Raw genomic sequence first — 26,047 nt, 5'->3', positions numbered from 1 at the left:
AAAGCGGCGCAGTTGAACCACGAAGAACATTTTGGGCCGCAGAGCCAGAGACGATCGATATGAACGACCGCAAGATCCCAGTCACCGAGGACGAACTGCACGCCTATGTCGACGGCGAGCTGCCGGCCGAGCGCCGCGCCGATGTCGAGGCCTGGCTTGCCGCGCAGCCCGAGGATGGCGAGCGCGTGCAGTCCTGGCGCGCCATGGCCGAGATGCTGCACGCCCGCTACGATTCCGTCGCCCAGGAGCCGGTGCCGGCGCGGCTCGAGCTCGAACGGCTGGAGCGCCGCCCGCGGCACTGGCTCTATGGCGCCGCCGCGGCTGTGCTGGTGGCCTTCATGGCCGGCGGCACCGCCGGCTGGCTGGCGCACGGTGCCGCCAACGCGCCCTCGACTTTCCAGAGCTTTACGACCGACGCACTCGACGCCCACCGCCTCTATGTCGTCGAGGTTCGCCATCCCGTCGAGGTCGGCGGCAACGAGCGCGACCACCTCCAGGCCTGGCTGACCAGACGCTGCGGCTGGACCGTGTTTGCTCCGAACCTGGAGGCGAGTGGACTAAAGCTCGTCGGCGGCCGGCTCTTGCCGGGACCGAACGGCCCGGCGTCGTTCCTGATGTATGAGGGCGCCTCGGGCGAGCGGTACACGATCTACACCGCCAAGACCGAGAATGGCGCGACGCAGATGCGGTATGCCAGAACGGACAAGGACGGGGCGCTGTTCTGGTCGGAGCGCGGCGTCGGCTACGTCGTCAGCGGTGGCGGCGACCGGGACCGGCTGACCAAAGTGGCGCAGGCGGTCTACGACCAAGCAGAGAAAAGCGGCACCTAGACAACCACGCAAACGCGGTGCCTCGATTCCGACATTGAAAATTTGGAATGAAGACATCGGCGCGTCTCATTATCGCACCGGATGATCACGCGAAAATGAGCAGCGTTCGATCCGCCGATCGACGCGGGCGGCCTCGATTGGGGTTTTTGGTACCGCGCTGGTCCCCCTCTCGAGGCCGCACCTTTTTATCGGCTGCCCCGCCGGACAGCCGACACGTCGAGCACGTGAGCCAAGAAGGGCTACCACGCCTCGGGCATATGATGAGCATCATCTCGATGGACGACGCTCTCAGTCTTTAGGAGAACCCCTCACAGTTTCCGGATCACACTTAGCCAAGCCCGCTACGTGGATTGTAGGGGCGCTGGTCCCGCCACTTCTCCATCAATGCTTCAAGCTCGGCGTCGTTCCCGTCCGGTAGCATAATCCTGACGGTGACGAAGAGATCCCCGGTTCCACCAGTTTTTGGCAATCCTTTGCCCTTCAGGCGGAAGGTCCGGCCGCTGGAGGTGTTTTGCGGAACCAAAAGCTCCACGGCATTGCCGAGGGTGGGCACGCGGACCTTGCCGCCAAGCACCGCCTCGTAGAGCGTGACCGGCAGGTCGATCCTGAGATCGGCGCCCTCGATCTTGAAGAACGGATGCTGCGCGATGCCGATCGTGATCAGGAGATCGCCCGGCGGATGGCCCTGAGCGCTCTCGCCCTGCCCCCGCAACCGGATCTGCTGGCCTTCGGTCACGCCGGCCGGAATCTTGACGTTGAGCTCCTTGCCGTTCGGCAGCCGGACGCGCTTCTCGCCGCCCTTCACCGCCTCCTCCAGCGAGACGGTCATGGCGACATTGACGTCGAGATCGAGCCCGATCCCGCCGGTGTCGAATTCGAACTGGGCACCGCCGCCGGCCCCGGGGCGCGGACGCGGCCCTCCTCCGAACATGCTGTTGAGGATGTCCTCGAACGCGCCGCCGCCGGGACCAGGGCCCGCGCCGCCACCGCGGAACGTATAGCTCTCGAACCCGCCGGGACCCGCGCGCCCGCGCGGCCCACCGCCGCCGCCCGGAAAACCCTGGAAGCGCGGCTTGCCGTCGGCGTCGATCTCGCCGCGGTCGAATTGCTTGCGCTTGTCCTCGTCGCCGAGGATCTCATTGGCCGTATTGAGTTCAGCGAAGCGCTCGGCCGCCTTCGGGTCGTTCTTGTTGCTGTCGGGATGGTGCTTCTTGGCAAGCTTGCGATAGGCGCTCTTGATCGCGGCAGCGTTGGCGCTCCGCGGCACCCCCAAGACCTCATAGGGGTCGCGCATCCGTCACGTCTCCTTCAAGAAATCGAATTGTTCAAAGGGCTCCCCGCCCCAACTGAGCCTCATGTGGGGGGCGAGTGGTATTTTTGCAACTAGCCTGGTGAAGCGATTCCTAGCTCCGCCACGGCTTTAGCGTATGAATCTCCCAACTGCCACGGCTGCTTTGGCAGCCCGCGCCCTGGAGCCAGCTTTCGGTGCTGCCATTGACGTAGCTCGCCAGGAAGTCGCGGCACTTGCGGCCGTCCTCGGCGGCATAGGATTGCGCGATCGGCGTGACCGAACCGCGCGCCCCGGTTTCCGGATTCTCCCAATGCTGGCTGGAATCCTTATCGTTCTTGCTGAGGACGTCGGAGGCGGCGTTGCGGGCAAAGGCGAGATCGGTCTCTGTCGGTGCCGCCACCCTGGCCGGCATTGCGATCGAGCCGGTAAGGTCGCTGTCATCGGCCTTGGCGTAGGCACTCTTGTCGTTGCGGGAAAAGCTGCAACCGCCGGTGCCGAGTCCGATCAGAATGATCGTCATGACGAAGCCGGACGGCCGGATCGCCGATAGGCCAACGCGTCCCCATACCCTATATAGGGCGGTAGCAGACAACAACGCGTTTTGGACCGCAGGACGCAACTCGGACCCCAGACATGACCGACACGACCTCGATGAAACACCAGACACCCTTAACATCCGGTGATTTCACCGCCGCCGACGAGCCGTTTGCGCTGTTCGAGGCCTGGCTGAACGAAGCCATCAAGAGCGAGCCGAACGATCCGAATGCCATGGCGCTCGCGACCGTCGATCCCGACGGCCTGCCGGACGTGCGCATGGTGCTGATGAAGGGCTTCGATACCGATGGTTTCGTCTTCTACAGCCACATCGCCAGCCAGAAGGGCCGCGAACTCGCCGCAAATCCTAAGGCGGCGTTACTTTTTCACTGGAAGTCGCTGCGCCGTCAGGTCCGCATCCGCGGCAACGTGACGCCGGTGACCGAGGCCGAAGCCGACGCCTATTTCGCCACCCGTCCCAAGCAGGCGCAGATCGGCGCCTGGGCGAGCAAGCAGTCGCAGGAGCTCGAGAGCCGCTTCGCTTTCGAGCAGGCGATCGCCAAGGTCGCCGCCAAGCACATGATCGGCAAGGTGCCGCGTCCGCCGGGCTGGAGCGGCTGGCGTATAACACCGTCGCGTATCGAGTTCTGGCACGACCGCCCGTTCCGCCTGCACGACCGCATTGAATTTCGCCGTGACGCGGCCGGCCAGAAATGGTCCAAGACGCGAATGTATCCCTAGAACTTTGTTCGAGAATGATCCCTTCGGAAAACCGCTGCACAGTTTGCGCTAACGCGCCCCTCCGGGTCCGGATGATGCTCCAGCCTGAAAGATGTCCATGCCGCAGTCGTCCAATGCGCCGCGCCGTACGCTGCTCCTGACCGGGGCGAGCCGCGGCATCGGCCATGCCACCGTGATCCGTTTCTCCTCGGCCGGCTGGCGCGTGATCACCTGCTCGCGGCATCCGTTCCCGGAGGATTGTCCCTGGGACGCGGGCCCTGAGGACCATATCCAGGTCGACCTCGCCACCCCCGCAGATACCACGCGCGCGATCTCCGACATCCGCGACCGTCTCGAAGGCGGCATGCTGCATGCGCTGGTCAACAACGCCGCGATCTCGCCGAAGGGGGCCGGCGGCTCCAGGCTCGGCTCGATCGACACCGACCTCGACACCTGGACGCACGTGTTCAATGTCAACTTCTTCGCGCCGATCATGATGGCGCGCGGGCTGATCGAGGAATTGAAGGCGGCCAAGGGCTCTGTCGTGAACGTCACCTCGATCGCGGGCTCGCGCGTGCATCCCTTCGCGGGCGCGGCCTACGCCACCTCGAAGGCCGCGCTGGCGTCCCTGACGCGCGAAATGGCCTCCGACTTCGGCCGCGTCGGCGTGCGCGTCAACGCGATCGCGCCGGGCGAGATCGACACCTCGATCCTGTCGCCGGGCACCGAGAAGATCGTCGACCAGCAGATCCCGATGCACCGGCTCGGCACACCGGACGAGGTCGCCAAGATCATCTACGTGCTGTGCACGGACACCAGTTCTTACGTCAACGGCGCCGAGATCCACATCAACGGCGGCCAGCACGTGTAGGCTACCGCGTCATTGCAAGCGCAAGCGAAGCAATCCAGACTGCCTCGGTGAGGACAGTCTGGATTGCCTCGTCGCTTCAGTGCAAAATTGCTTCGCAATTTTGTCGCGAGGTCCTCGCAATGATGATGTTGGAAATAACGCCGGAGAAGCAAGGCGATCCAGACAACGCCGCCGCAAGACCTGGATCGCCCTTAGCTTCCGTTCCTCAATCGAGTCGAATCCGACGTGACCTCTCGCGTGGCTGCGGAGCGGCCGTGCTGATTGCAGTCGAGCAATCGTCGTCGTTCTCGCCGTCGAGCAGCGGAGCACCACAGTGCCGGCACATGCGTGCCGACAGCGACGACGCCTTGCCGCTCGTCGCGACGTGGCGATAGCTCGCCAGATCGATGACGTTGGGGGGCGTCGTTATGTGTTTTTCAACCATGGCTGTTCCTCGCGGCTTACCTGCTCCTTATCGCAGACAAGTTTCGCGCAAACGTTCAGCCCACCGCTCAAATTTTACCGGAGGAATTGGGGCGGCGAGCACACATCGCCGTGCGGCCGCAATCCCGCTCTATTCTGCGACACCAGACACTGTGTCTCTGCGTCCGGCGTAAGGTCTCGGTCACTATTACAGCCACTTCTTCCACTTGAAGATCCAGTACGGAACGATCGCCGCAATCAGCATCAGCACCAGCGCGAACGGATAACCGTGCACCCATTCGAGTTCCGGCATCGACTTGAAGTTCATGCCGTAGATCGAGGCGATCAGCGTCGGCGGCATCAGGACAACCGCCATGACCGAAAACAGCTTGATGATGTTGTTCTGCTCGAGATTGACGACGCCGAGCATGGCGTCGAGCACAAAGGTGATCTTGCTGGAGAGATAGGAGGCATGATCGGTCAGCGAGACGACGTCACGCTGCATGGTCTTGAGCTGCTCGCGCATGTCCTTCGACCATTTCACGCCCTCCACCACCGCGGAAAGGAAGGCGACGACGCGGCCGATCGAGACCAGGCTCTCGCGAACCTTGGAGGTCAGATCGCCCTTGCGGCCGATCGAGATCAGGATTTGCGAATATTGCTTGGCGTGACCGTGGCGCTCGCTCTCCGGCTCGAAAATGTCATGGGAGACCTGATCGATCTCGGCGCCGCAGCGCTCCAGGATGTCGGCGCAGCGGTCGATCACGGCATCGAGCAGCTCCATCAGCACCATCTCGCCGGTGATGGCCGGTGTGCAGGAACGGGCCAGCTTGGCCTCGACCAGCGCAAAGGGCTTGGGCTGGTCATAGCGCACCGTTACCAGGCGGTGGTCGCCCAGAATGAACGTGACCGCCGTGGTCCTCGGCATATCGGTATCGGATTGGCACATCAGCGTCGCGGTCATGTAGCGCGCGCCGTTCTCCATATAGAGGCGGCTCGAGATCTCGATCTCCTGCATGTCCTCCCGGGTCGGGATTGCGATCCCCGAGAGCTTCTCGACGGCTTTGTCCTCGGCCGCGGTGGGGTTGACCAGGTCGATCCAGACCGCATGCTCCGGGACTGCTGCGAGATCCTCGATGACGGCCTTCTTGAGGGAGGACTCGAAGGGAACGAACACAGAAAACATGCACAACTCCAGCAGGGGCCTGCGACAGACTGACAGCGCTTAGCGCGATTCTGACAAGTTGATGATGACAAGCACATTAACGGAGCGTTTGCATTTGTGGCGACGCCATGGCCCAACTGTGGCACGGAATCGACACTTACGACCGTTTTGCCCAGAAATCGGCTCTGGCCCGCAAAACTTGCGGCAGAAAAGCCACAGGTAAGGTCTTGCAGCGCGGGAGAAGCGTCGTGAGGCTGGAATTGTGGCAGATTTCAACGATAATGGGGCCAACGGAATCGTGGAATTGGGCTTACTCAAGCTCCACGAAAGCTTGTTGTTGTCGATTGGAACCAAATCATGCCGTCGCTGAAAGTTACGCTGGGTATTTTGGCTGCTGGCCTGATGCTGTCGGGCTGCATGCAGGCCACGCATTTTGAAGCGACCGACACCAAGGCCTTCAAGCCGAAGGACAAGGAACTCCTTGCCAAGGTTCGGTACGAGAACACCCCGGTCGCAGAGCCGTTCCGCCGCGCCATCGTTGAGTACCACCGCAAGGAATCGCCGGGCTCGATCGTGGTCGATTCCGACAACCATTACCTCTACTACGTTCTGGATGGCGGCAAGGCGATCCGCTACGGCATCACCGTCGGTGAAGAAGCCATGGCTTGGTCGGGCATCGCCAAGGTGGGCAGCAAGACCGAGTGGCCGGCCTGGCACCCCACCCCCGGCGAAATTTCGCGCCTGGGCGTGCCCACCTTCGTCGCCCCCGGTCCGGACAATCCAATGGGCTCCCGCGCGATGTATCTCTACTCCGGCGGCAAGGACACATTGTTCCGCATTCACGGCACCAACCAGCCGGAATATATCGGCGCGTCGATCTCGTCGGGCTGCATCCGCCTGACCAACGAGGACGCGATCGACCTCTATGATCGCGTCAAGGTCGGCACCCTCGTTGTGGTGCTCGAGCCCAAGCATGGCGACTCGCCCTACAATTCACGGCTTGCGCTCGGCGGCAGCCAAACTGGCCAGGCGGGCAGCTACTGATCAGGTACCTGATCTCTGACATTCAAAAGCGCCGGTTTCACCGGCGCTTTTTTGTTGCCGGCTTGTGCGGCCGGGCTTTTTGGCCGTCGGCCGCCGGCTTGTCCGGGGAGGCAGCCGACTTCTCCGCCGCCTCGTCGTCAATTCCTTGCTTCGTCTCGGGCTTGGCCTCGGGCTTCGCTTCGGGTTTGGCCGCGACCTCACGCGGCGGCGCCTCCTCGGGCCGTTCCGCCGGCAGCAGCGGGGCAACCTGCGGCAGCGGATCCCAGACGTTCCACTGGCAGATCCGGTAGTCGTTGCGCCGCTGCGCGAGATCGAGATGGATATGGTCCTCGTGGTACCAATCCGAGCCGGGGCCGAGCACAGTCGAAAAGCGCGAGCAGACCGAATGCAGCACGCGCTCGCGCACCTCGCGCGGCATGGTGCGGTCGGTCAGGCCGATCGACTGCCCATTAGCGAGCTTGATGGCGCGCACATCGATCGCATTGGCCTTGCCGTGCTCGGACAGCATGGCGCCGACGACGCGGTTGCGGCCACGACACTCGAAGCTGTCGAAATTGTCGAGATCGCTGATGGTCGAGCCGAGGCTCGCGGCCAGCGGCACCACGTCCTTGCGCACCCAATCGGCGATTGCGGATGCCATGGTGCAGCGGAGGATCGCCGCCGGCTTGACCGCCACCTTGCGCTTGTCCGGCAGCACGATGGCCTCGAGCCGCACCAGATCCTCGCCGCCACAGGCGCCGGGGCCGCGGATATCCGGGATCGAAGGCGCGATCGCGATCTCCTCGGTCAGCGCGAGGCGGCACGCCGAGGCCTGCTTCTCGGGCGGCGGCGCGGCTTCGGCGGGCTGGGCGGCGCCAGGTTTGTCCGCGCAAGGCTTGTCTTCGGTCTCCGCAGGAGCCTCGTCCGATGCCTTGGCCGACCCCTTGGGGGCCTCCTCGGGGCGAGGTCTTGGGAGCGGGATCCTGCCAGAGATATTGGCAGAATGAACCGTGGCGCGCGGCCGTGGTGCCGCAATACCAAAGATGTCCAGCGGGGACCCATATTTGCGCGCCTCTGCCCGATCCGCGAGCCCGAGCGCGACGGTAACCATTGCCGCGCCGACGGACATATAGCCGCGATAAGACCATTTGCGGCGAAAGGCGGGCAGGCTAAAACTCATGACAATTCTTTGGCCCAACGCTGAGAGCGACAATCCGCCCAGCGGCTTCTCGGAGGAACGACGGAATGCTTGGTTTGATGCAAGACTGGCCCCTGCTCTGCCACAGGATCATCGAACACGCCGCCAAGATTCATGGCAAGCAGGAGGTCGTGACGCGCTCGGTCGAGGGACCGATCCATCGCACCACCTATGCCGATATCCACAAGCGCGCGCTCAAGGTCTCGCAGATGCTGGAGCGCGACGGCATCAAGCTCGGCGACCGTGTCGCAACGATCGCCTGGAACACCTGGCGCCATCTTGAGGTCTGGTACGGCATCATGGGGATCGGCGCCATCTGCCATACCGTCAATCCCCGCCTTTTCCCCGAGCAGATCGCCTGGATCATCAACCATGCGCAGGACCGCATCGTGATGACCGATATCACGTTCATTCCGGTCCTGGAGAAGATCGCCGACAAGCTGACAAGCGTGGAACGCTATGTCGTGCTCACCGACAAGGCGCACATGCCGCAGACGACGCTGAAGAACGTGGTCGCCTACGAGGACTGGATTGCGGAGGCCGACGGCAAGTTTAAATGGAAGGACTTTGACGAGAACACGGCGGCCGCGATGTGCTACACATCGGGCACCACCGGCGATCCCAAAGGCGTGCTGTATTCGCATCGCTCCAACGTGCTGCACGCGCTGATGGCCAACAATGTCGACGCGCTCGGTACCAGCGCCTCCGAAACCATGCTTCCCGTGGTGCCGCTCTTCCACGCCAACAGCTGGGGCATCGCCTTCTCCGCGCCGTCGCAGGGCACCAAGCTCGTCATGCCCGGCGCCAAGCTCGACGGCGCCTCGGTCTATGAGCTGCTCTCGACCGAGAGGGTGACGCATACCGCCGGCGTGCCCACGGTGTGGCTGATGCTGCTCCAGCACATGACCGCGAACAATCTGAAGCTGCCGGACCTGAAGATGGTGATCTGCGGCGGCTCGGCGATGCCGCGTTCGATGATCAAGGCCTTCCTCGACATGGGCTCGAACGTCCGTCACGCCTGGGGCATGACCGAGATGAGCCCGATCGGCAGCGTCGCGGCGCTGAAGCCGCCGTTCCAGAATGCGACCGGCGAGGCGCGGCTCGACGTGCTCCAGATGCAGGGCTACGCGCCGTTCGCCGTCGAGATGAAGATCACCGACGATGCCGGCAAGGAACTGCCGTGGGACGGCACGACCTTCGGCCGCCTCAAGGTCGCCGGCCCGGCCGTCGCCAAGGCCTATTACCGGGTCGACGCCAACATTCTCGACGAGGACGGCTTCTTCGACACCGGCGACGTCGCGACCATCGACGAAGCCGGCTACATGCGGATCACCGACCGCTCCAAGGACGTGATCAAGTCCGGCGGCGAGTGGATTTCCTCGATCGAGCTGGAGAACCTCGCAGTCGGCCATCCCGCGGTGGCGGAAGCCGCCGTGATCGGCGTGTTCCATCCCAAATGGGACGAGCGTCCGCTGCTGATCGTGCAGCTGAAGCAGGGCCAGCAGGCCAGCCGCGAGGACATCCTGAAGTTCATGGATGGCAAGATCGCCAAATGGTGGATGCCCGACGACGTTGCCTTCGTCGACGGTATCCCCCACACGGCGACGGGCAAGATCCTGAAGACCGCGCTGCGCGATCAGTTTAGGGAATACCGCTTCCCGAACGCGGCGGCGTAGGCCATCTCGGACGTCGTGCCCGGGCTTCGTCCCGCCTGCGGGGCCAAAGCCCCTTCGGCGCGGCGACGGCCCGGACATCCGCGTCCTCATGGCAAAAAGACGTGAATGGCCGGTCAAGCCCGGCCATGACGATGCAGCCTTCTGCGGAACTCTTGAATTTGCCCGCGGGCCGTGGTCTCAACGGCCCATCGTCGTGCCAGATCGGCCGGCACCGTCCCCAAGATCCCGGCAGAGCTGACCCGATGGCCCGCAGGTTTTCCGCTCCCTACCAGTCGGAGCCCGTCTCCAGCCTCGCGAGCTGGGCGCGCAATCTGGCCGTGTTCGCCGTGGTGGCGGTGGTGGTCTCGATCATCATCGTCCGGTTCGGCTTCCTGGAGATGAAGCCGGCGCTCGCGACCTTCTTCGGCGGGCTCGGGATTGCCGCGCTCTCGATCCTGTTCGGGCTCGCCGGCTTCGCCGCGATCTGGCAGAACGGCTCGCGCGGCATGGCGCGCATCCTGCTTGCGTTCCTGATCGACGGCGCGATCCTCGCCTATCCCGCTTATCTCGGCCTGCAATACCGCAAGCTGCCGGCGATCCACGACATCACCACCGACCCGATCGACCCGCCGCGCTTCGACGCACTGGCCCGCCTGCGCACCGGCGATGGTGCCAACACCGCTGTGTATGCCGGCCTCTACTCGGCCGAGCAGCAGCGTCAATTCTATCCCGATATCGAGCCGATCGAGCTCGAGATTTCAGTCGACCGCGCCTATGCAATCGCGCTTCAGCTGGTCAACAAGCGCAAATGGTTGATCATCGACGAGCGCGCGCCGCAGCCGCCCCGCCGCATCGGCCGCATCGAGGCGGTGGCGCGCTCGCCGATCATGGGTTTCCGCGAGGACATCGCCATCCGGGTCGTGCCCGACGGCGAGGATTCCCGCGTCGATATCCGCTCCGCCTCGCGCTATTTCGAGAGCGACCTCGGCAGCAACGCCGCGCGCGTGAAGAAATTCATCGACGATCTCAACACCGCCGCCGATGCCGACGCACTCAAGCCGGTGAAGAAGACGCCGGTGGCGCCGCCGAAGGCGCCGGCGAAGACGGTGAAGAAGTGACGGAACGCTAAGCGTTCGCCATCCGATAGGTCCCGCCAATCACGGGATCGCCATCCGTCGCCACCACGCCGCGGGCGACCAGGTCTTCCAGATGCGCCAGCACGGAATAGCCCGCGGCGGTGGTGAGCCTCGGATCGATGCCGATATAGATCGCCCGGACCACGGTCGGGATGTCGGTCTCGCCCTTGGCAAGGCGGTGCAGGATGGAGGCCTCACGCGCCTTGCGGTGACGGATCAGGAAGCGGACGAAGCGCGGACCGTCCGGGATTTCGGGGCCGTGGCCGGAGAAATACACATCCTCCTCGCGCGCGGCGAGACGATCCAGCGATTCCATATAGTCGATCATCGAGCCGTCCGGCGGCGCCACGATCGTGGTCGACCAGCCCATCACGTGATCGCCGACGAAGTTGAATTTTCGCTCGGGCCAGGCGAACGCGAGGTGATTGGCGGTATGGCCGGGCGTCGCCACAGCCTCGAGCCGCCAACCGTCGCCTTCGACGACGTCGCCATGGGCGACCCTGATATCGGGCGCGAAGTCGCGGTCGGCGCCGGATTCCGGATTGTGCTTCTCGCTCTCGAAACGCGGGCGCGAGGCGCGGTGCGGGCCTTCGGCGTAAACAGGTGCGCCGGTCGCTCGCTTGATCCGCGCGGTGTTCGGCGAATGGTCACGGTGGGTGTGGGTGACGAAGATATGGCTCACCGTCTCGCCGCTGACGGCATCGAGCAGCGCCGCCGCATGCGCCTCGTCGTCCGGACCGGGATCGATGATCGCGACGTTGCCTCGGCCCACGATGTAGCTGACCGTGCCGGTGAAAGTGAACGGGCTCGGATTGTTACAAAGCACGCGCCGCACGCCCGGGCGGACTTCCTCGACGATGCCGGGCTTCAGCGGAAAGTCGCGATTGAACGGGACATCGTCGTTGTCGGACATGGCTTGCTCATACCTTGCTGACTTCGTCATGCCCGGCCTTGTGCCGGGCATCCACGTTCTTCGCGTGGTCTAAGACGTGGATGGCCGGGACGTCTAGCGCGAAGACGCGCTTCGCGCTTCTGCCCGGCCATGACGCAATTCGAGAGTTCAGCCGCATCGCCCATTCAGGCGGTTTGCTCAGAAAAACGCCTGAATACCCGTGATCGCGCGGCCCAGGATCAGGGCGTGGACGTCGTGGGTGCCCTCGTAGGTGTTGACGGTCTCGAGGTTATGGACGTGGCGCATCACGTGATACTCGATCGAGATGCCGTTGCCGCCGTGCATGTCGCGCGCGACGCGGGCGATGTCGAGCGCCTTGCCGCAATTGTTGCGCTTCATGATCGAGATCATCTCGGGCGCAAACTTGCCCTCGTCCATCAGGCGGCCGACGCGCAGCGAGCCCTGAAGACCCAGCGCGATCTCGGTCTGCATGTCCGCGAGCTTCTTCTGGACGAGCTGGGTCGCAGCGAGCGGCTTGCCGAACTGCTTGCGGTCGAGCGTGTACTGGCGGGCCCGGTGCATGCAGTCCTCGGCGGCGCCGAGCACACCCCATGAAATGCCGTAGCGGGCGCGGTTGAGGCAGCCGAACGGGCCCTTCAGGCCGGAGACGTTGGGCAGCAGCGCGTCTTCCGGAACCACGACGCCGTCCATCACGACCTCGCCGGTGATGGAGGCGCGAAGCGACAGCTTGCCGCCGATCTTCGGTGCCGAGAGGCCCTTCATGCCCTTCTCCAGCACGAAGCCGCGGATCTGGTTGTCGTGCGCGGCCGACTTGGCCCAGACTACGAACACGTCGGCGATCGGCGCGTTCGATATCCACATCTTGCTGCCGGTCAGGCGATAGCCGTCCGACACCTTCTCGGCGCGGGTTTTCATGCCGGCCGGATCGGAGCCGGCGTCAGGCTCGGTCAGCCCGAAGCAGCCGACCCACTCGCCGCTGGCGAGCTTCGGCAGGTACTTCTTCCGCTGGTTCTCGTCGCCATAGGCGTAGATCGGATACATCACCAGCGAGGACTGCACCGAGTTCATCGAGCGGTAGCCGGAATCGACCCGTTCGATCTCGCGCGCGACGAGACCATAGGCGACATAGCCTGCATTGGCGCAGCCATATTCCTCCGGCAACGTGATGCCGATCAGGCCGAGCTCGCCCATCTCGTTGAAGATCTCGCGATCCGTCTTCTCTTCGAGATAGGCCTTGGCGACGCGCGGCAGCAGCTTGTCCTGGGCGTAGGCGCGCGCGGTGTCGCGCACCATGCGCTCGTCTTCGGTGAGCTGCTCGTCGAGCAGGAACGGATCGTCCCATTGGAAAGAAGCCGAAGCCGGCTTGTCCTTGGCCTGAGGGCGCGCGGTCATGAAACGTCCTTTCGTCTGGTTCCGTCAAAATTTGCCCGACAACGTAAAGCGCCGCGGCAACAAGTGCAATTGCGTTGCAGATGATCGGGTCTGCGTGAATCCCGGGGACCTGCGAGGCGCGCCTCGGGGGATGCGCTTCGCGCACCCTAGGGATGCGCTTCGCGCACCCTGAGATGACAGCGCTAGCTTTCGAGCAGCTCGTTGGCGACGATCTCGATGCCGAAGCCGGAAAGGCCCTTGTAGTCGTGCACCGAAGAGGTGAGATGCCGGATCGAGGTGACGCCGAGATCGCGCAGAATCTGTGCACCGACGCCGACTTCGCGCCACTGGCGGTTGCGGTCAGCCTCGGTCGCGCTCTCATCGGGCAGTGGCGCCACGGGGACACCGGCAGCACCGTCGCGCAGATAGACCAGAACGCCACGGCCCGATTTCTTGAAGTGCTCGAGCACCGCCGCCATGCGCTTGTGGCCGGTGAAGATGTCCTTGACGATGTTCGGCTTGTGAAAGCGCGTCAGGACGTTCTTGCCGTCCCCGACGCCGTTGTAGACGAAGGCGACGTGGGCGATGGAATCGAACGGCGAGCGGTAGGCATAGCCCTGCAGCGGCCCGATCGGGCTCTCGGTGACGAAGGTCGAGACCCGCTCGATCAGCTTCTCGCGCACCTGGCGATAGGCGATCATGTCGGCGATGGTGACGTGCTTGAGCTTGTGCTGGGCGGCGAAGCGGGCCACCTGCTCGCCCTTCATCACGCTGCCGTCGTCGTTCATCAACTCGCTGATGACGCCGACCGACGGCAGGCCGGAGAGCTTGCACAGATCGACCGCGGCCTCGGTATGGCCGGAGCGCAGCAACACGCCGCCGTCCTTGGCGATCAGCGGGAAGATGTGGCCGGGACGGGCGAAGTCGTTGGCGCCGGCGTTGGGATTGGACAGCGCGCGGCAGCAAGAGGCGCGCTCCTCGGCCGAGATGCCGGTGCCGCCGTCGGGCTTGTAGTCGATCGAGACCGTGAATGCGGTGGTGTGGGCTGAATCATTGTGGGCCACCATCGGATCGAGCCGCAGGCGGCGCGCATCTTCGGTGGTGATCGGTGCGCAAACGATGCCGGAGGTGTGGCGGATGATGAACGCCATCTTCTCGGCGGTGCAGAACGAGGCGGCGACGATCAGATCGCCCTCGCCCTCGCGATCATCGTCGTCGGTGACGACCACGAGCTCACCCCGGGCAAAGGCCTGCAAGACTTCCTGGACGTTATCCGGCATTTCCCAATCTCTATCGGTTATGGCCCGGAGGCTTAGCCGGACTTGGGCCGGGGCGCTAGTGTCCCCGGCGCAACCACATATGCCGGACCACGGCCCTGCCCGCCGGGCGGCTTGCACCGGGCCTAAGCCTGGTGAGAAGCCGGCCGGGCGCGGTCAGGGCAGCACTTCGCGCCGCTCGCCGAGCCGCTGATCGAGCTCGGCACGCTTGTCGGCCAACAGGCCGGCCTGGGCGGCCTCGATCACCGTGAACAGCTCATGGGCGTCGCTGAGCCGGGTCACGGTGACATAGCTGGCGCCAGCCGCGTAGAGTTCGCCCACATCCGACAACAGATCGGCCGTGGCAATGATCATGGCGGTCGGGTTGAGGGTGCGGACATGGCGGACCAGCTTCTCGTTGCTGGCACCCTTCAGAAGCGCATCCGGTACGCTGAGGATGATCATCTCGGACTTGCCGATTCCGGCATGGAGCAGCGTGTCGGCGCTGCTGATATCGCCATAGATCACGTGCAGGCCGCGCGAAAGTAGCGTCTGGTACACATTCGGGTTGAAGTCGATCACGGTGATCTGCTCGAGCAGCACCGGTGCCTGCCGTTCGATCTCGGCCAGCAGCGCGCTCGCCGCACGGAAAAAGCCGAGGATGACGATGCGGCGGGCCTCGCCGTGGCCTTCGTGCCCTTCCTCGCCATGACCGTTGCCGTGGTCGAGATCGCGCAGGCCGATCCGCTTCAGGGGGCCGATCGCCCAGCGGGTGATCTCGTCGCTGCGGGTCATCACAAAGGTCGAGAGCACCGCCAGCACCACGAAGGCGAAGGAGGCCGCATTCGCCGTCTCGGCTGCGATGTGGTGGTCGGCGACGCCGGTCTGGATCACCACCAGCGAGAACTCGGAGATCTGCGCGAGATTCAGGGCCGGCAACAGGCTGGCGCGCAGGCCCTGTTTCATCAGATAGAGCGGGGCGAAGGTGGTGACGAGGCGGCTCACCACCGTGAACGCCGCGATCATCAGGGCAAGCCCGATTACGGAGAGGCCGGGCACCGGAATGGTCATGCCGAGCGCGACGAAGAACAGCGTGATGAAGAAATCGCGAAGCGTGGTGACCTTGGCCGTGACGTCGAGCGCGTAGGGAAAGGTCGAGAGCGAGACGCCGGCGATCAGGGCGCCCATCTCGCGCGACAGCGACAGCCGCTCGGCGGTCTCGGCGACCAGGAAGCACCAGGCGAGCGCGCCGAGCAGGATCAGCTCGGGGCGGCGGGCGATCTGGTGAAACAGGCGCGGCAACACGTAGCGGCTCACCAGCAGTGCCGCGGCGACCAGCACCGCGACCCGGCCGATCGAGAGCAGGATGACGCTGATTTCCAGATTGGCAAGGCTCGGCTGCACCGCCAGGAACAGGATCGCGAAGATATCCTGGAGCACCAGCACGCCGAGGGTGATGCGGCCCGGCAGCGTGTCGAGCTCGCGCTTCTCGTAGAGCACCTTGACGATGATGACGGTGCTCGACAGCGCGCAGGCGACGCAGAGATAAACCGCATCGAACTTCCCGCCGCCCAGCGATAGGCCCATGCCGACGAAAAACAGCACCCCGAGCATGCAGCCGCCGAGGAGCTGGCCGCCCGCGGCGAACAGGATGACCTTTCCCGCCCGCACGATCTTCTTCAGGTCGATCTCCAGGCCGATCATGAACAGCATGAAGATCAGGCCGAGCTCGGAGATGACGCTGATCGATTCCTGCGACTTGACCCAGCCTGCGCCGAATGGACCTATGCAGAACCCGGCGATAAGATAGGCAAGGATCAACGGTTGCCTGGAGAAGTGGGCAAGCAAGCCCAGCATCCAGGCAAACAGGATACAGAGAGTGATGTCGCGAATGAGCTCGTGCATGCCAGATTGGTCCGTTTTGCCGCACCCTAGTGATCGAGTGCGGCGCGGCAAGCGAGCAATTCGTCACATGCGGATGGCGCTTGCCATTGCAATGCTGCTATGCCCCCTCGCCTCCTCCGTACCGGCAGCCGCTCAATCCAAGGTCAATATCGAACAAAGTTTTGCCGATTCCCTCACCACACTGCCGAAAGAAGAACTCGCCATCTCCGGCGGGTTCTACGTGCCCGCCTATTCCAGCGTCGCGATGAGCCAGGGCAAGCTGCGCGTCGACTTCTCGGTGACCCTGAGCGTGCACAACGCCTCCGAGACGCAAGCACTGGTGGTCAAACGCATCGGCTATTTCGACACCGCAGGCAAGCAGGTCGAGAGCTATCTGAAGGCACCCGTCGCGTTGAAGCCCCTCGCCACTATCTCGATCTTCATTCCGACCGACGACGTACGCGGCGGGACCGGAGCCAATTTCCTCGTCGATTGGGCTGCGACAAGCGAAATCGCCGAGCCTGCTGTCGAGGCCTTGATGGTTGGCGGCGTCGCCAATGCGCATTACGCTTTCATCAGCCAGGGCCGTCCGACCCGAACGATCGGCAAGAAGTAAGACCCTCTGTCCCGCCGGACGCGGGCGAAAGAAATAGGCATGGCCGGCGCAACGCCGGCTGGCTCAACAAGAAAACAACGAGGAACGCCCCCATGACGTCCAGCTTCGATTTTGCGCCCCTGTTTCCCGCAGGGCTGCCGGCCCCCTCTGCGCGCTGGACGGGCCTCGCCAAATACAGTTTTGTCGGGGGCAACAACGACTCCGAGCAATTGCCGCTCGATCATCTGATCGAGGCGGCCAACCTGGCTCTCCAACGCGAAGGCCGCTCGCTCGCCACTTACGGGCTGGCACACGGTCCTCAGGGCTATCTGCCCTTGCGCGAATTCCTGGTGACAAAGCTCAAGCGCGATGCCGGCATCAACTGCACGGTCGACGATCTCCTGATCGTCTCCGGCTCGCTGCAGGCGCTGGACCTCGTCAACGCCACGCTGCTGACGCGCGGCGATACCGTGATCTTCGAGCAGGATAGCTATCAGGGCTCGCTCACCCGCCTGGCACGGCTCGGAGTCAACGTGGTTGGCGTTCCCCTCGACAAGGACGGCATGCGCATGGACGTGCTGGCCACGATGCTGGCCGACCTCAAGGGCCGCGGCATCCGGCCGAAATACATCTACACCATTCCGACCGTGCAGAACCCGACCGGCAGCATCATGCCGGAGGGCCGCCGCACCGAGCTGTTGCGGCTGTCGGCGGACTACGGCGTGCCCATCTTCGAGGACGATTGCTATGCCGATCTGGTCTGGTCAGGACAGCGGCCGCCGGCGATCCATGCGATGAGCCCGAACGGCGGCGTGATCCATATCGGCTCGTTCTCGAAGTCGATCGCGCCCGCGCTGCGCGTCGGCTTCATCGTGGCGCCCTGGGATGTGATGTCGCGGATGCTGGCGCTGAAGACGGACGCCGGCTCCGGCGCACTGGAGCAGATGGTGCTTGCCGCATATTGCAAGCCGCATTTCTCGACCCACGTGCCGGCGCTGACGAAGGGGCTGCGCACCAAGCTCGATACGCTGATGGAGGCCGTCAACGAGCAGTTCGGGACGGCCGCCGAGTTCGAGGAGCCCAAGGGCGGGATCTTCCTGTGGGTGAAGCTGCCCGATCAGGTGGATACGCTGAAGCTGTATCAGGCCGCGCTTGCCGCCGGCGTATCGATCAATCCGGGGCCGGAATGGTCGACTGACAAAAACCACTCCAGATCGCGACTGCGGCTGTGCTTTGCGAGCCCCTCGCATCAGCAGATCCGCGAGGGCGTGGCCGTGCTGGCCGAGGTCTGCCGCAAGGAGTTCGGCGTGCCGGCCCGCAGTGCCAATGTGGAGAATCGAGCTTGAGCCTTCAGACGATCTGGGGCTGGCTGCCGTGGATCGCGGAGGCCAGCCGCAGCAGCAGCACAATCGAGACGTTGCCCTTTCCGGCCTCGATCTGGGCGATGTAGCGCTCGGATATCCCGGAGCGGCGGGCGAGCTCCCGCCGCGACAGGACGCAGCGCATGCGCGAGGACTTCAAGCGGTCGCCCAGCTCGGCCAGAAACGCGCTCTCGGAATAAGGCGGCACGGCGCAGCTCCCCGGCAGCACCTCGCCTGCGAAATCCCTGACTTGATTCAGCATCGGTTTATCCAATTTCCCTTCGGGAGCGCCATCCTACCGGGGAAACGGGCTGCCTCATTGACGCGGATCAAATTCGCGCGCGAATGGCGGTCAGCGTGGACGATGGCGCGCGGGATGCTACACTTCGGAATTCTTTGCAGGTGGGGCCTTTCAGGACATGAGACGTTGTTTGTGCCGCTCTATCGCGGCAGCAGTGCTGTGGGTTGCGTTCACGCCCGCGGCCGGTGCCGAGTCGCTTGCGGCGACCGTCGAGCAATGGGGCCTGCTCGGCTCATGGGCGGTCGATTGCGCCGGCCGGCCCGACCGCGAGAACGGCGCGCTCTTGACTTACGAGATCCGGAAGGACGGAAGGGTGATGTACCGGCGCAATTTCGGCGAGGCCAAGGACGAAAACGAAGTGGTATCGGCGATGGTCAACGCCGACGGCCTGCTCAATGTGATGGTGTACTTCCCCTTGCTGCAGCAGACGCGCGAGTTCGGTCTGCTACTCTCGAAGCAAGGCAGCTTGCGCGCAATCTACAATCGCAGTGAGCGCGGCGAGTACACGATCAGGGACGGCAAATACGTCGCGACCGGCGCGCCAACACCTTCACAACAGCGCTGCGATTAACCCACCTGAACAGGCGTTCAGAAATCTCCTGCGATTCCTCCGGAACGTTCCCGCGAATGCGCCGTTTAGATTTGCATTCCATTGGAGGAGGACATCATGAAGAAGATTGGTTATGTGCTTGCCGCTGTCGGCGCGCTCGCGGTTGCAATGCCGACGCTCGCCAGCGCGGAGACGGTAGTGATCAAGCGCGGTGGTCATCATCACGGCATGTATGGCGCCCGCGCCGAATACGGCATGCATCGCGATCACGGCTGGCATCGCGGCTGGCGCCATCGCGACCGCGTCGTCGTGATCAAGCGTGGTCACCGTCATCATTGGGACTAATGCGCAACGCAATATGGAAATGGCCCTTCACGGGGCCATTTTCTTTGCGTGCCTTCTTCCTTCTCCCCTTGTGGGAGAAGGTGGTTCTGTATAACCTATTGAGATAGCGCGGGAAACGGAAACCGGTGTCTGTATAGTGTCCCTGGCACGAGGTTCCCTGCGCCTCTCAATGTCTATTGCTCGCCAGCCGGCGCGCACTTCGGAATGTGCGAGGGGGTCGCCGCCGCACCGCCAAAAAAAGTGTGTAATGCCCAGCTCCGGCGCAAGCGGCCCGGTCAGCATATCGCAGGCCGGGTCTTGAGCAAGACGGTGCCGACCGAAGCCAGCACCGGGAGAGTGTGCCGTCCTAAACGATCAGATCGTGAATCTGAAGTGTGTCCACCGCAAAGCCAATCTGCACAAAGGTCCTATCAACACCACCACTTATGTCTTTGATTTCCAGAGCATGAGTGGAGCCCGCGACTCCGGTGTCAAAAACAAACTCGACGGTGCTGAACTTATTGTAGCCAACACCATGAGTCCCTACGACCACAGTTTGTTGTTGGACGCCGTCAACCGTAAATTGGAGGGCTTCAATATTATTATCAGTCGCGTACTGCGTTCCGTTAAAATTGAAATTTTGAGCAGCAATGTCCATGCTTACTAGAACTTGGCCACCAGTAGGATCGACAAACGTGTGTGAGATATCCAGATTTGGGAGTGTCGTCTTGTTATTATTGAAATCAATTCCAATGGTCTCAAGATAATCAGTTCCGGAAGTAGCAATGATGTTGGTAGGGAAGCTGGAGAGAGTCTGAATAGGATCGATTGTCCCAGTCCAGCCATGCGTAAGCATTGTCGTTGCATCGTCGAAGTTCTCAGAGAACAGAACGTTCCCGGCATGATGAGCAACGTCCGGGAAATCGCGGATCTGAATATTGTCGACGGCAAACCCAGTCGGCATAACGGTGTTCACTGGAAGGATGCTGCGATCCCAAATAACCAACGTATGTTCGTTATTGGCAAGACTCGGATCGGGAGACCGAACGCTTGTATCGATGACGATATCCACATGCTGCCATCCGCTTGGCTGACCCGCAGCAGGAATAATATCTACAATGTTAGCAGCCTCATCACCGTCAAGCATGATTTCGAGCTTGCTGTCTACATACGTACCCGGTTGAACCATGAAATCAAAGCTCACCAAGGCTTTGCCGCCAGTCGGGTCTACAAAGTTGTGAAAGATTGTCATCTCGTGGCCGTCAATGTCTCGGGTGTTCCAATAAAAATCCAGCGGGCCTTGAGTGCCACCCGGCTGTAGTACGGTTTTAGTAGCATCTGTAATCCCTATCCAAGAATACCATGCGTCCGCAGTAAGATCGACCGCAACAGGAAGCGGCAATGTCTGATGACCAAGCGTATTAAAGTCTTCAAAGAGCAAAGACTCTCCAGCATGCGGTGGTGGCGGAAGACTGGCTATGTAATTGGTTATGTCAGTTTCGTATCGACCTATCAGATGAAAATCCACGAGAGTTAAGATCGCGTCGTGATTTTGTTTGAAGCCGGAAAGAATATGATCAATTTTGTCTACTTCCTTAAGCAACTGAAAAAGGTCTTTCGGATGGGGGTTGCGATCTAGCGCGACCAAAGCCGATGCCTCAATTTGCGAAGTTTGCGCTTTGAGAGCAGGATTTCCCAACGGCGTCACCTGCCCATAATGGCCACCAAAATTGCCGACTGGATCGCCGAAATCGACAAAGTTGGTAAAAGTGTCCAGCGGTTTGTCCGGCGCAAAAGCCCCAAGAATTCCAGGCGCGGCAAAAGTATCGCCATGGACCCGATTGGCGTAGTGCGGATCGAGAGCGAGTTGCGAGGCAGCATATTCGGCTTCGGCCCCGCCTAGAGAATGCCCGGTGAGATAGATGGTGGCATTCGGATTTGCGTCCATAACTTGCTTGGTGAAAGCCAATGCGTCTTTAAACGCATTTGGAGTACCACCCGTCATAATAGAGACATCAGCATCCTGCGAGGCTTTGGCCCATTTAGATACGAAATCGTGTTTATCATAGCGGGCAACCACATCATCAATAAGCGAACCGTTGCGGATAAAGTCCGGCTTGAGAATGCTGCCCTGAAACGCGATGATGATCGTGTGCTTGTCGGTTGAAATAAACGCTTCGGCGAAAAATCCGTCAGCGTCCTTTATGCGTTGATCTATAATTTTCCAGTCTGTCGGCGTCGAAAGACTGCCTTGAAAGTGCAGGCTGGTATTATCACCATAGACAACGTTACTAAGAGCTAGTTCAGCTGACAAAATTTGAGATGGGGTGGTCATAAATTCCTCCTCTTAAATAAAACGGCATCGTTGCGACATCGCTCGTTCACTCTGATGCTCTCCCGCCTCTTCGGCTCGCCAACGGATATGGTGCTCTCATTGGTTTTGACTTTGGTATCGTGCCTCGTTGCGCGACGGGTCAGCCTCGGCAATCATTTTGAGTTTGCGATATCGCACAAGGATGGCGCAGCATTAGGCTCGGGTTGACGTCACGACGCAAGGCTTAAGCTTCCGCACTGCAATTAATGCGGGACAATGTTGCTGTCGTAAGCTGGACCCAATCGTTAGATAGCAACATCTCGCTTCACCCTGTTAAGACTCCTCAAATCAAAAGCGGCGAGCATGGCTGCACGATCAACGGCATTGGTGTTGCAGGATCGTTGTCCCGCACGCTTGCACGCCAAGGCGTGAGTCCGCAATTTGTCCGCGAGGTGTCCGTGGAAGAAGCGGCGCGCCAGTTGCAGAGGCAGCTTTCTGACAAAGAATGCCCATAAGGCGTGGCCCGCGATCTGAGGATTCACCTCGTCTACGCGATCGACCGCAGGCGATCTCTCGTGTCTTTGCGCGGTCATTGCTGCACCAGTCGCTTGCCCGAAAAGAAATGTTCGTACGCGACAGCATCGAAGGTCGCGGCATCCCACGGCCATTCGAAGCTGGAGGCATGGCCGCCGCCGGCCCAGCTATAGTAGGCAAAGACCGTGTTGCCGCCGCCGTCTTCAGCGTCAATGTGCAGGTCCCATTCGCCGACATCGGCAAGCGACATGTCGAGCGTGGCCAGATGTTCGATGATTTTGCGCTTTGCCTCGGCTGCGGTTCTCATCAGCGTACCCCTGATTTGATCGCCAGAGTCCATGCCGATGAGCTGCCGGGCTTGTCGCGCGTCGAGTCGGCATTGCAGTGGAAAACGCCGCCGTCGAAAGTCACCCAAGCGCCCCGCGAATATGAGCGTGGCGCTTGCCACACACCTTCATAGCGGACGCCGCCGCCCTTCTCTAATTCCAGGATGCGCGCCCTCAGCGGTTTCAGTTGTGCCGCTACGCATTCGGCAATGGTCGGCGCAATCGCTGCCATCAGCCCCGGCAGGTCGCCAGTGTGCAGCGGCTTTGCGAGTTGTTCCGGTGTTAGCTCGGCTGGTTTTTCCATCGGCATTTATCCGGCGTAATTGCAGTTAGTGATGCGAGCGACCGCGCCAGCGCGCCGCATTTTCCAGTTCGCAGGCTTGATGATTTTCCAGGCCGCGAGATTGTGCTGCCACAGGTTCACCATGGCGGTGCTGGCGGTGGGCGGCGAGTCCGGCAGACTGTCCATCTGTAGCGTCGCTTGCTCGGAACTATCGATCATCATGGTGTCGTCCGCCGCCACCAGCAATTCCGCAGCGTCGACCAAAACGATGTCGCTGGTCGTGACCGGCGGCGAGTTGGTATCGGTCGACGACGACGATGACGATGACGAGATGATCGGGACGCCTGCCAACATGCCGCCGTTCACCGTGACGTCGCGGGTAAATTCCTGGTCCATCAGCGCCAACGCAATGCACTGTTGGCGGGACGTGATCAGGTAGGGCGCTGTCATTTCGACCCCGGCATCGAAGACCGCATTGAACAGCCGCCGCAGGTCGTCCCGCAGAGCCGCGCCAGTCGTTCCGCTCGCGGCAAAACTTAAAGCGGCGTTGGCAATCGATGCCGGCGAAATATCGGTTTCCGCTGCGGCCGGATCGAGCAGCGCGGTATCGAGCATTTTGATCGTCGCGCTGGCGAGATCGGACCGAATGACGCCTTCAGCCTCCGGGGTCGAAAGCCGCGCCAGCTCTTTCGTCGTGACGCAAATTCCGCTCACCTTGAATTGCGCGAACGTGACGGTATCGAACGTTAGCCCGCTGACCGGTGCCGGTCGCGATTCGCCAATCCAGCCGATGGTCGCGCCCGCCGTTTGCCGTGGCGCGCGGGTGAGGAACGGAAGCTTCCGCGTGCCGCTCAATTTCCCGAGCACGGTCATCGGATAGACCATGGCGATGAAGTCGCTAGCCGCCGTTCGATATTCCGCCAGCGCGGCAAAGTTCGGGTTGGACAACCCGCCTGGCGTAACCGCCGACTTGAGCGCAAGCGCCGGAATCGATGCCGGCCCCCAGAGATCGTTCGCGATGGCCGCAGCTTCCGGACCGGCGCCGGTGCCGCTCTTGGCGATGGCAAGCGCCATCCGGGTAAAATGAGTCCCGCGAGGGAGGATGCTGACGCCAGCCATGGGGCAATCCGTTGTTTGTTTCGCTGCCATGTTGATGGGCAACGTCACAGACAATCGATCCGCTTAAGCTGGGTTAGTCCGGTATTTTAGCGCAGACGCACAAGGCAGAACGTCGGCAATCCGTGGTTCAAGGCAGAGACGCTCACCCAGAGCTGTCATAGACACCCTACGGCGGTCGGCGGTGCCCATGACGACGCGGGAGATATCGGACGCGCTACTAGCTGGAAAGTAGCCTGAGGCTACGCGGCATCAAGCTATGGTGCTGCAGGCGGCTAAAGGCGTGGAGATTGTTGGAGTGGCGTCTGGCACCCCAATGAGGGGTGCCATTGCCCGTTCACAGAATATCGGTCAGATATTCTAATTCACGCTTATACTTGATCTGCGATTTGTTGACCTGCAAACGCTTGCCGTTGATGGTCTTGAATTGCCCCACCTGCAATTGCGGAATCGGGATGCACTCGGAACCACTTATTCTACCGGCCGACATGAAATCATCGGTGATGGCAAAGGCATCTGCTGGATCATCATAATCGAACAGGTGGGCATATTGAGCGGCAATTTTATATGCTCGCTCAACGTACATTCGCGAGGCTAAATCCTTCACACCCTTTTTGTGGCTTCGCGCACCGACCATCGTCATCACAATGGCTGCAACCTTTGGAGTTGGCATTCCTCCGGCGCGTTTTGCCCAAATGTTAAAGTCACTATCCTTGTCAGAAAGCATTTTGAGAGTCAGCTCAAGTGAATCTATGGAATGGACGTCGACCCGGACGGGGATGATGATCGCGTCGGATGCACACCAAGCGAGATGCGTTGCGCCTGCATAAAAAGGGCTACAGTCCATCAAGGCGGTTGAGCATTTCTTATCGTCCATTTCGTCTTCCAAAATCTCCTTCAGGCTAAACAGGATGTTTTTCACCGCCGAGGTGTTGTTGGCGATCACGGCCTGCTGCAACTGTTGATAAAGTGAGGATGGAAAAGCAAACAAACCGGAATCCCCGGCAATAAAATAACTCTTCTTTCCTCCCAAGAAATTTTGATTCACGCTCGCCAGCCGGTGGGAAATCTCCTCCGGCGGGACCCCGAATGCGGGACCGAGGACCTTAGGGCGCAATACGCTTCCGATATTAACCGGAGAATTCTGACCCCTCATAATCGATTCGGTAAGATTTCGTTGGGGGCATAAATCGACAACCAGAGTGCTGGAGCTGCGTGACAGCATGTAGCTTAGATTGAATGACAACGTCGATTTGCCAATTCCTCCCCGCAAATTTGAAACGCAATACCGGCTGTAGCGCCGTGACGAAGAGGCCATCCAATCGTCCGCTAGCGAGTGGTCATGGTTCTCGATGATTTTATCCAAACCCGAAGCCATAAGCTTTCCTCCGATGACGGAGGGAATCTCCGGCGGCTGCAGGTTATCCTAAAAAGCGCAGGTAGTCTACAGATACGCAGGTTTATACAAATAGTGCAGGTTATGAGATTATACGCAGGGTATCCTTTGAGCCGCAGACGATACTGTAACTATATGTTTTTATTGCGATATATTCCAATACCAATATCCTGTAAAGTCGGCAGACTTGCCACGCTTCATCGCCAAAGCGGCTACGCGGCTCACCTTATCCCCGTTGGAGACCCGGCGGTTATCTTCCCGCCATGACGAACTCCTGCGCATAGCGGCGCAGATAGTGGCGCTTCCGCCATAAAACCGGGTTAGTCCTCAACTTCGCGCCCCGCCTCAATCCACTGCGCAAGATCGTCAATCCGGTAGGAAATACGCGCGCCGCCGAACCCGCGACTGTAAGCAGCGGGACCGCTGCCCTGCGTTCGCTTCTTGGCGAGCGTGTCCGGGGCATAGCCGAGCAGTACAGCCGCGTCGCACTCTTTGATTCTCGAATCTCCGGTAATCGTCATTCCGGCGTCGCGCGCGGAAGCGAGCAGCGCTGCGGCGGTATCGGCGACCCGATTAGCTAGGTCTGCGGCGGGGGATGTGCCGCCGTCAGATGCGGTCAACATTGGCGTCACTTTCGGCCTAACCCCCATTTAGGAATTTGATCCCAGACCATGCGGACCACCCCGTGCGGTTCTCGG

26 protein-coding genes are annotated in these 26,047 nt (G+C 61.7%); 10 read left to right on the top strand and 16 right to left on the bottom strand.

The window, feature by feature from the left end:
• The first annotated feature begins 59 nt into the window (after positions 1 to 59).
• Positions 60 to 830 carry an anti-sigma factor gene (locus tag IVB50_RS29000; RefSeq protein WP_085352549.1) on the top strand — a complete coding sequence of 257 codons (771 nt, stop codon included), beginning with the start codon at positions 60 to 62 and terminating at the stop codon, positions 828 to 830.
• Positions 831 to 1,158: 328 nt separating this feature from the next.
• Here IVB50_RS29000 and IVB50_RS28995 read toward each other — a convergent pair whose 3' ends face one another.
• Together IVB50_RS28995 and IVB50_RS28990 are read right to left on the bottom strand one after the other, a co-directional pair.
• Entirely contained in the window at positions 1,159 to 2,124 is a 966-nt protein-coding gene (locus IVB50_RS28995) for a J domain-containing protein (RefSeq protein WP_247298672.1), read from the bottom strand.
• A 109-nt stretch (positions 2,125 to 2,233) separates the two neighbouring features.
• Positions 2,234 to 2,641 (bottom strand): RT0821/Lpp0805 family surface protein, encoded by a 408-nt coding sequence (locus IVB50_RS28990; protein WP_018456237.1) that lies wholly within the window; start codon positions 2,639 to 2,641, stop codon positions 2,234 to 2,236.
• A gap of 113 nt (positions 2,642 to 2,754) precedes the next feature.
• On the opposite strand from IVB50_RS28990, the gene pdxH reads away from it, so the two are divergent.
• Positions 2,755 to 3,396, top strand: a complete 642-nt coding sequence (pdxH, locus tag IVB50_RS28985; protein ID WP_018456236.1) for a pyridoxamine 5'-phosphate oxidase — start codon at positions 2,755 to 2,757, stop codon at positions 3,394 to 3,396.
• Between the two features lie 97 nt (positions 3,397 to 3,493).
• A complete protein-coding gene (locus tag IVB50_RS28980) occupies positions 3,494 to 4,246 on the top strand; it encodes an SDR family oxidoreductase (RefSeq protein ID WP_026233115.1) in 753 nt (250 codons plus the stop codon).
• A 205-nt stretch (positions 4,247 to 4,451) separates the two neighbouring features.
• Here the strand turns inward: IVB50_RS28980 and IVB50_RS28975 are convergent, their stop codons facing one another.
• Together IVB50_RS28975 and IVB50_RS28970 are read right to left on the bottom strand one after the other, a co-directional pair.
• Entirely contained in the window at positions 4,452 to 4,670 is a 219-nt protein-coding gene (locus IVB50_RS28975; RefSeq protein ID WP_247298668.1) for a hypothetical protein, read from the bottom strand.
• A 186-nt stretch (positions 4,671 to 4,856) separates the two neighbouring features.
• Positions 4,857 to 5,834, bottom strand: coding sequence for a magnesium transporter CorA family protein (locus IVB50_RS28970; protein WP_018456234.1), 978 nt, complete (start codon positions 5,832 to 5,834; stop codon positions 4,857 to 4,859).
• A 336-nt stretch (positions 5,835 to 6,170) separates the two neighbouring features.
• Here IVB50_RS28970 and IVB50_RS28965 point away from each other — a divergent pair, with 336 nt between their 5' ends.
• Positions 6,171 to 6,857: a L,D-transpeptidase gene (locus IVB50_RS28965; protein WP_247298665.1), complete on the top strand. Its 687-nt coding sequence runs from the start codon at positions 6,171 to 6,173 to the stop codon at positions 6,855 to 6,857.
• A gap of 37 nt (positions 6,858 to 6,894) precedes the next feature.
• On the opposite strand, the gene IVB50_RS28960 is transcribed toward IVB50_RS28965, so the two are convergent.
• Complete coding sequence (locus IVB50_RS28960; RefSeq protein ID WP_247298662.1) at positions 6,895 to 8,016, bottom strand: extensin family protein; 1,122 nt, start codon at positions 8,014 to 8,016, stop codon at positions 6,895 to 6,897.
• A 65-nt stretch (positions 8,017 to 8,081) separates the two neighbouring features.
• Here IVB50_RS28960 and IVB50_RS28955 point away from each other — a divergent pair, with 65 nt between their 5' ends.
• Positions 8,082 to 9,710, top strand: coding sequence for a fatty-acid--CoA ligase (locus IVB50_RS28955; protein ID WP_085352551.1), 1,629 nt, complete (start codon positions 8,082 to 8,084; stop codon positions 9,708 to 9,710).
• A gap of 242 nt (positions 9,711 to 9,952) precedes the next feature.
• The gene (locus IVB50_RS28950; protein WP_085352553.1) at positions 9,953 to 10,807 is read left to right on the top strand and encodes a DUF1499 domain-containing protein; all 855 of its coding nucleotides are present in this window, start codon (positions 9,953 to 9,955) and stop codon (positions 10,805 to 10,807) included.
• Between the two features lie 7 nt (positions 10,808 to 10,814).
• Here IVB50_RS28950 and IVB50_RS28945 read toward each other — a convergent pair whose 3' ends face one another.
• The 4 genes from IVB50_RS28945 to IVB50_RS28930 form a co-directional block, all read right to left on the bottom strand.
• Positions 10,815 to 11,738 carry an MBL fold metallo-hydrolase gene (locus IVB50_RS28945; RefSeq protein ID WP_247298658.1) on the bottom strand — a complete coding sequence of 308 codons (924 nt, stop codon included), beginning with the start codon at positions 11,736 to 11,738 and terminating at the stop codon, positions 10,815 to 10,817.
• Between the two features lie 177 nt (positions 11,739 to 11,915).
• Positions 11,916 to 13,130: an acyl-CoA dehydrogenase gene (locus IVB50_RS28940; RefSeq protein WP_007594720.1), complete on the bottom strand. Its 1,215-nt coding sequence runs from the start codon at positions 13,128 to 13,130 to the stop codon at positions 11,916 to 11,918.
• Between the two features lie 182 nt (positions 13,131 to 13,312).
• Positions 13,313 to 14,389 (bottom strand): 3,4-dihydroxy-2-butanone-4-phosphate synthase, encoded by a 1,077-nt coding sequence (gene ribB, locus IVB50_RS28935; protein WP_247298655.1) that lies wholly within the window; start codon positions 14,387 to 14,389, stop codon positions 13,313 to 13,315.
• 153 nt (positions 14,390 to 14,542) lie between these two features.
• Positions 14,543 to 16,270, bottom strand: coding sequence for a cation:proton antiporter (locus IVB50_RS28930; protein ID WP_247298652.1), 1,728 nt, complete (start codon positions 16,268 to 16,270; stop codon positions 14,543 to 14,545).
• A gap of 67 nt (positions 16,271 to 16,337) precedes the next feature.
• Between IVB50_RS28930 and IVB50_RS28925 the strand changes: the two genes are divergently transcribed.
• Entirely contained in the window at positions 16,338 to 16,865 is a 528-nt protein-coding gene (locus IVB50_RS28925; RefSeq protein WP_247298650.1) for a DUF3124 domain-containing protein, read from the top strand.
• 92 nt (positions 16,866 to 16,957) lie between these two features.
• Positions 16,958 to 18,190 (top strand): PLP-dependent aminotransferase family protein, encoded by a 1,233-nt coding sequence (locus IVB50_RS28920; protein WP_247298646.1) that lies wholly within the window; start codon positions 16,958 to 16,960, stop codon positions 18,188 to 18,190.
• A 4-nt stretch (positions 18,191 to 18,194) separates the two neighbouring features.
• Here IVB50_RS28920 and IVB50_RS28915 read toward each other — a convergent pair whose 3' ends face one another.
• On the bottom strand, positions 18,195 to 18,467 hold the full coding sequence (locus IVB50_RS28915; RefSeq protein WP_018456224.1) for a helix-turn-helix domain-containing protein: 273 nt from the start codon (positions 18,465 to 18,467) through the stop codon (positions 18,195 to 18,197).
• A gap of 157 nt (positions 18,468 to 18,624) precedes the next feature.
• Here IVB50_RS28915 and IVB50_RS28910 point away from each other — a divergent pair, with 157 nt between their 5' ends.
• Complete coding sequence (locus IVB50_RS28910) at positions 18,625 to 19,077, top strand: hypothetical protein (RefSeq protein ID WP_247298644.1); 453 nt, start codon at positions 18,625 to 18,627, stop codon at positions 19,075 to 19,077.
• 96 nt (positions 19,078 to 19,173) lie between these two features.
• Positions 19,174 to 19,401 carry a hypothetical protein gene (locus IVB50_RS28905; RefSeq protein WP_026233110.1) on the top strand — a complete coding sequence of 76 codons (228 nt, stop codon included), beginning with the start codon at positions 19,174 to 19,176 and terminating at the stop codon, positions 19,399 to 19,401.
• Between the two features lie 346 nt (positions 19,402 to 19,747).
• Here the strand turns inward: IVB50_RS28905 and IVB50_RS28900 are convergent, their stop codons facing one another.
• The 6 genes from IVB50_RS28900 to IVB50_RS28875 form a co-directional block, all read right to left on the bottom strand.
• A complete protein-coding gene (locus IVB50_RS28900; RefSeq protein WP_247298641.1) occupies positions 19,748 to 21,715 on the bottom strand; it encodes an Mbeg1-like protein in 1,968 nt (655 codons plus the stop codon).
• A 568-nt stretch (positions 21,716 to 22,283) separates the two neighbouring features.
• Positions 22,284 to 22,535 carry a hypothetical protein gene (locus IVB50_RS28895; RefSeq protein ID WP_247298640.1) on the bottom strand — a complete coding sequence of 84 codons (252 nt, stop codon included), beginning with the start codon at positions 22,533 to 22,535 and terminating at the stop codon, positions 22,284 to 22,286.
• Positions 22,535 to 22,858 (bottom strand): transposase, encoded by a 324-nt coding sequence (locus IVB50_RS28890; RefSeq protein ID WP_247298637.1) that lies wholly within the window; start codon positions 22,856 to 22,858, stop codon positions 22,535 to 22,537. Before IVB50_RS28890 ends, IVB50_RS28895 begins: the two co-directional genes overlap by 1 nt.
• A 6-nt stretch (positions 22,859 to 22,864) precedes the next feature.
• Positions 22,865 to 23,956, bottom strand: a complete 1,092-nt coding sequence (locus IVB50_RS28885) for a phage major capsid protein (RefSeq protein WP_247298634.1) — start codon at positions 23,954 to 23,956, stop codon at positions 22,865 to 22,867.
• Positions 23,957 to 24,290: 334 nt separating this feature from the next.
• Entirely contained in the window at positions 24,291 to 25,331 is a 1,041-nt protein-coding gene (locus IVB50_RS28880; RefSeq protein ID WP_247298631.1) for a ParA family protein, read from the bottom strand.
• Between the two features lie 338 nt (positions 25,332 to 25,669).
• Positions 25,670 to 25,972, bottom strand: coding sequence for a hypothetical protein (locus tag IVB50_RS28875; RefSeq protein WP_247298629.1), 303 nt, complete (start codon positions 25,970 to 25,972; stop codon positions 25,670 to 25,672).
• Between the last annotated feature and the right edge of the window lie 75 nt (positions 25,973 to 26,047).

Origin of the sequence: Bradyrhizobium sp. 87, from assembly GCF_023073015.1 — a bacterium.
GTDB classification, from domain to species: Bacteria; Pseudomonadota; Alphaproteobacteria; order Rhizobiales; family Xanthobacteraceae; genus Bradyrhizobium; species Bradyrhizobium canariense_D.
This window is presented reverse-complemented; position numbering and strand designations above follow the sequence as displayed.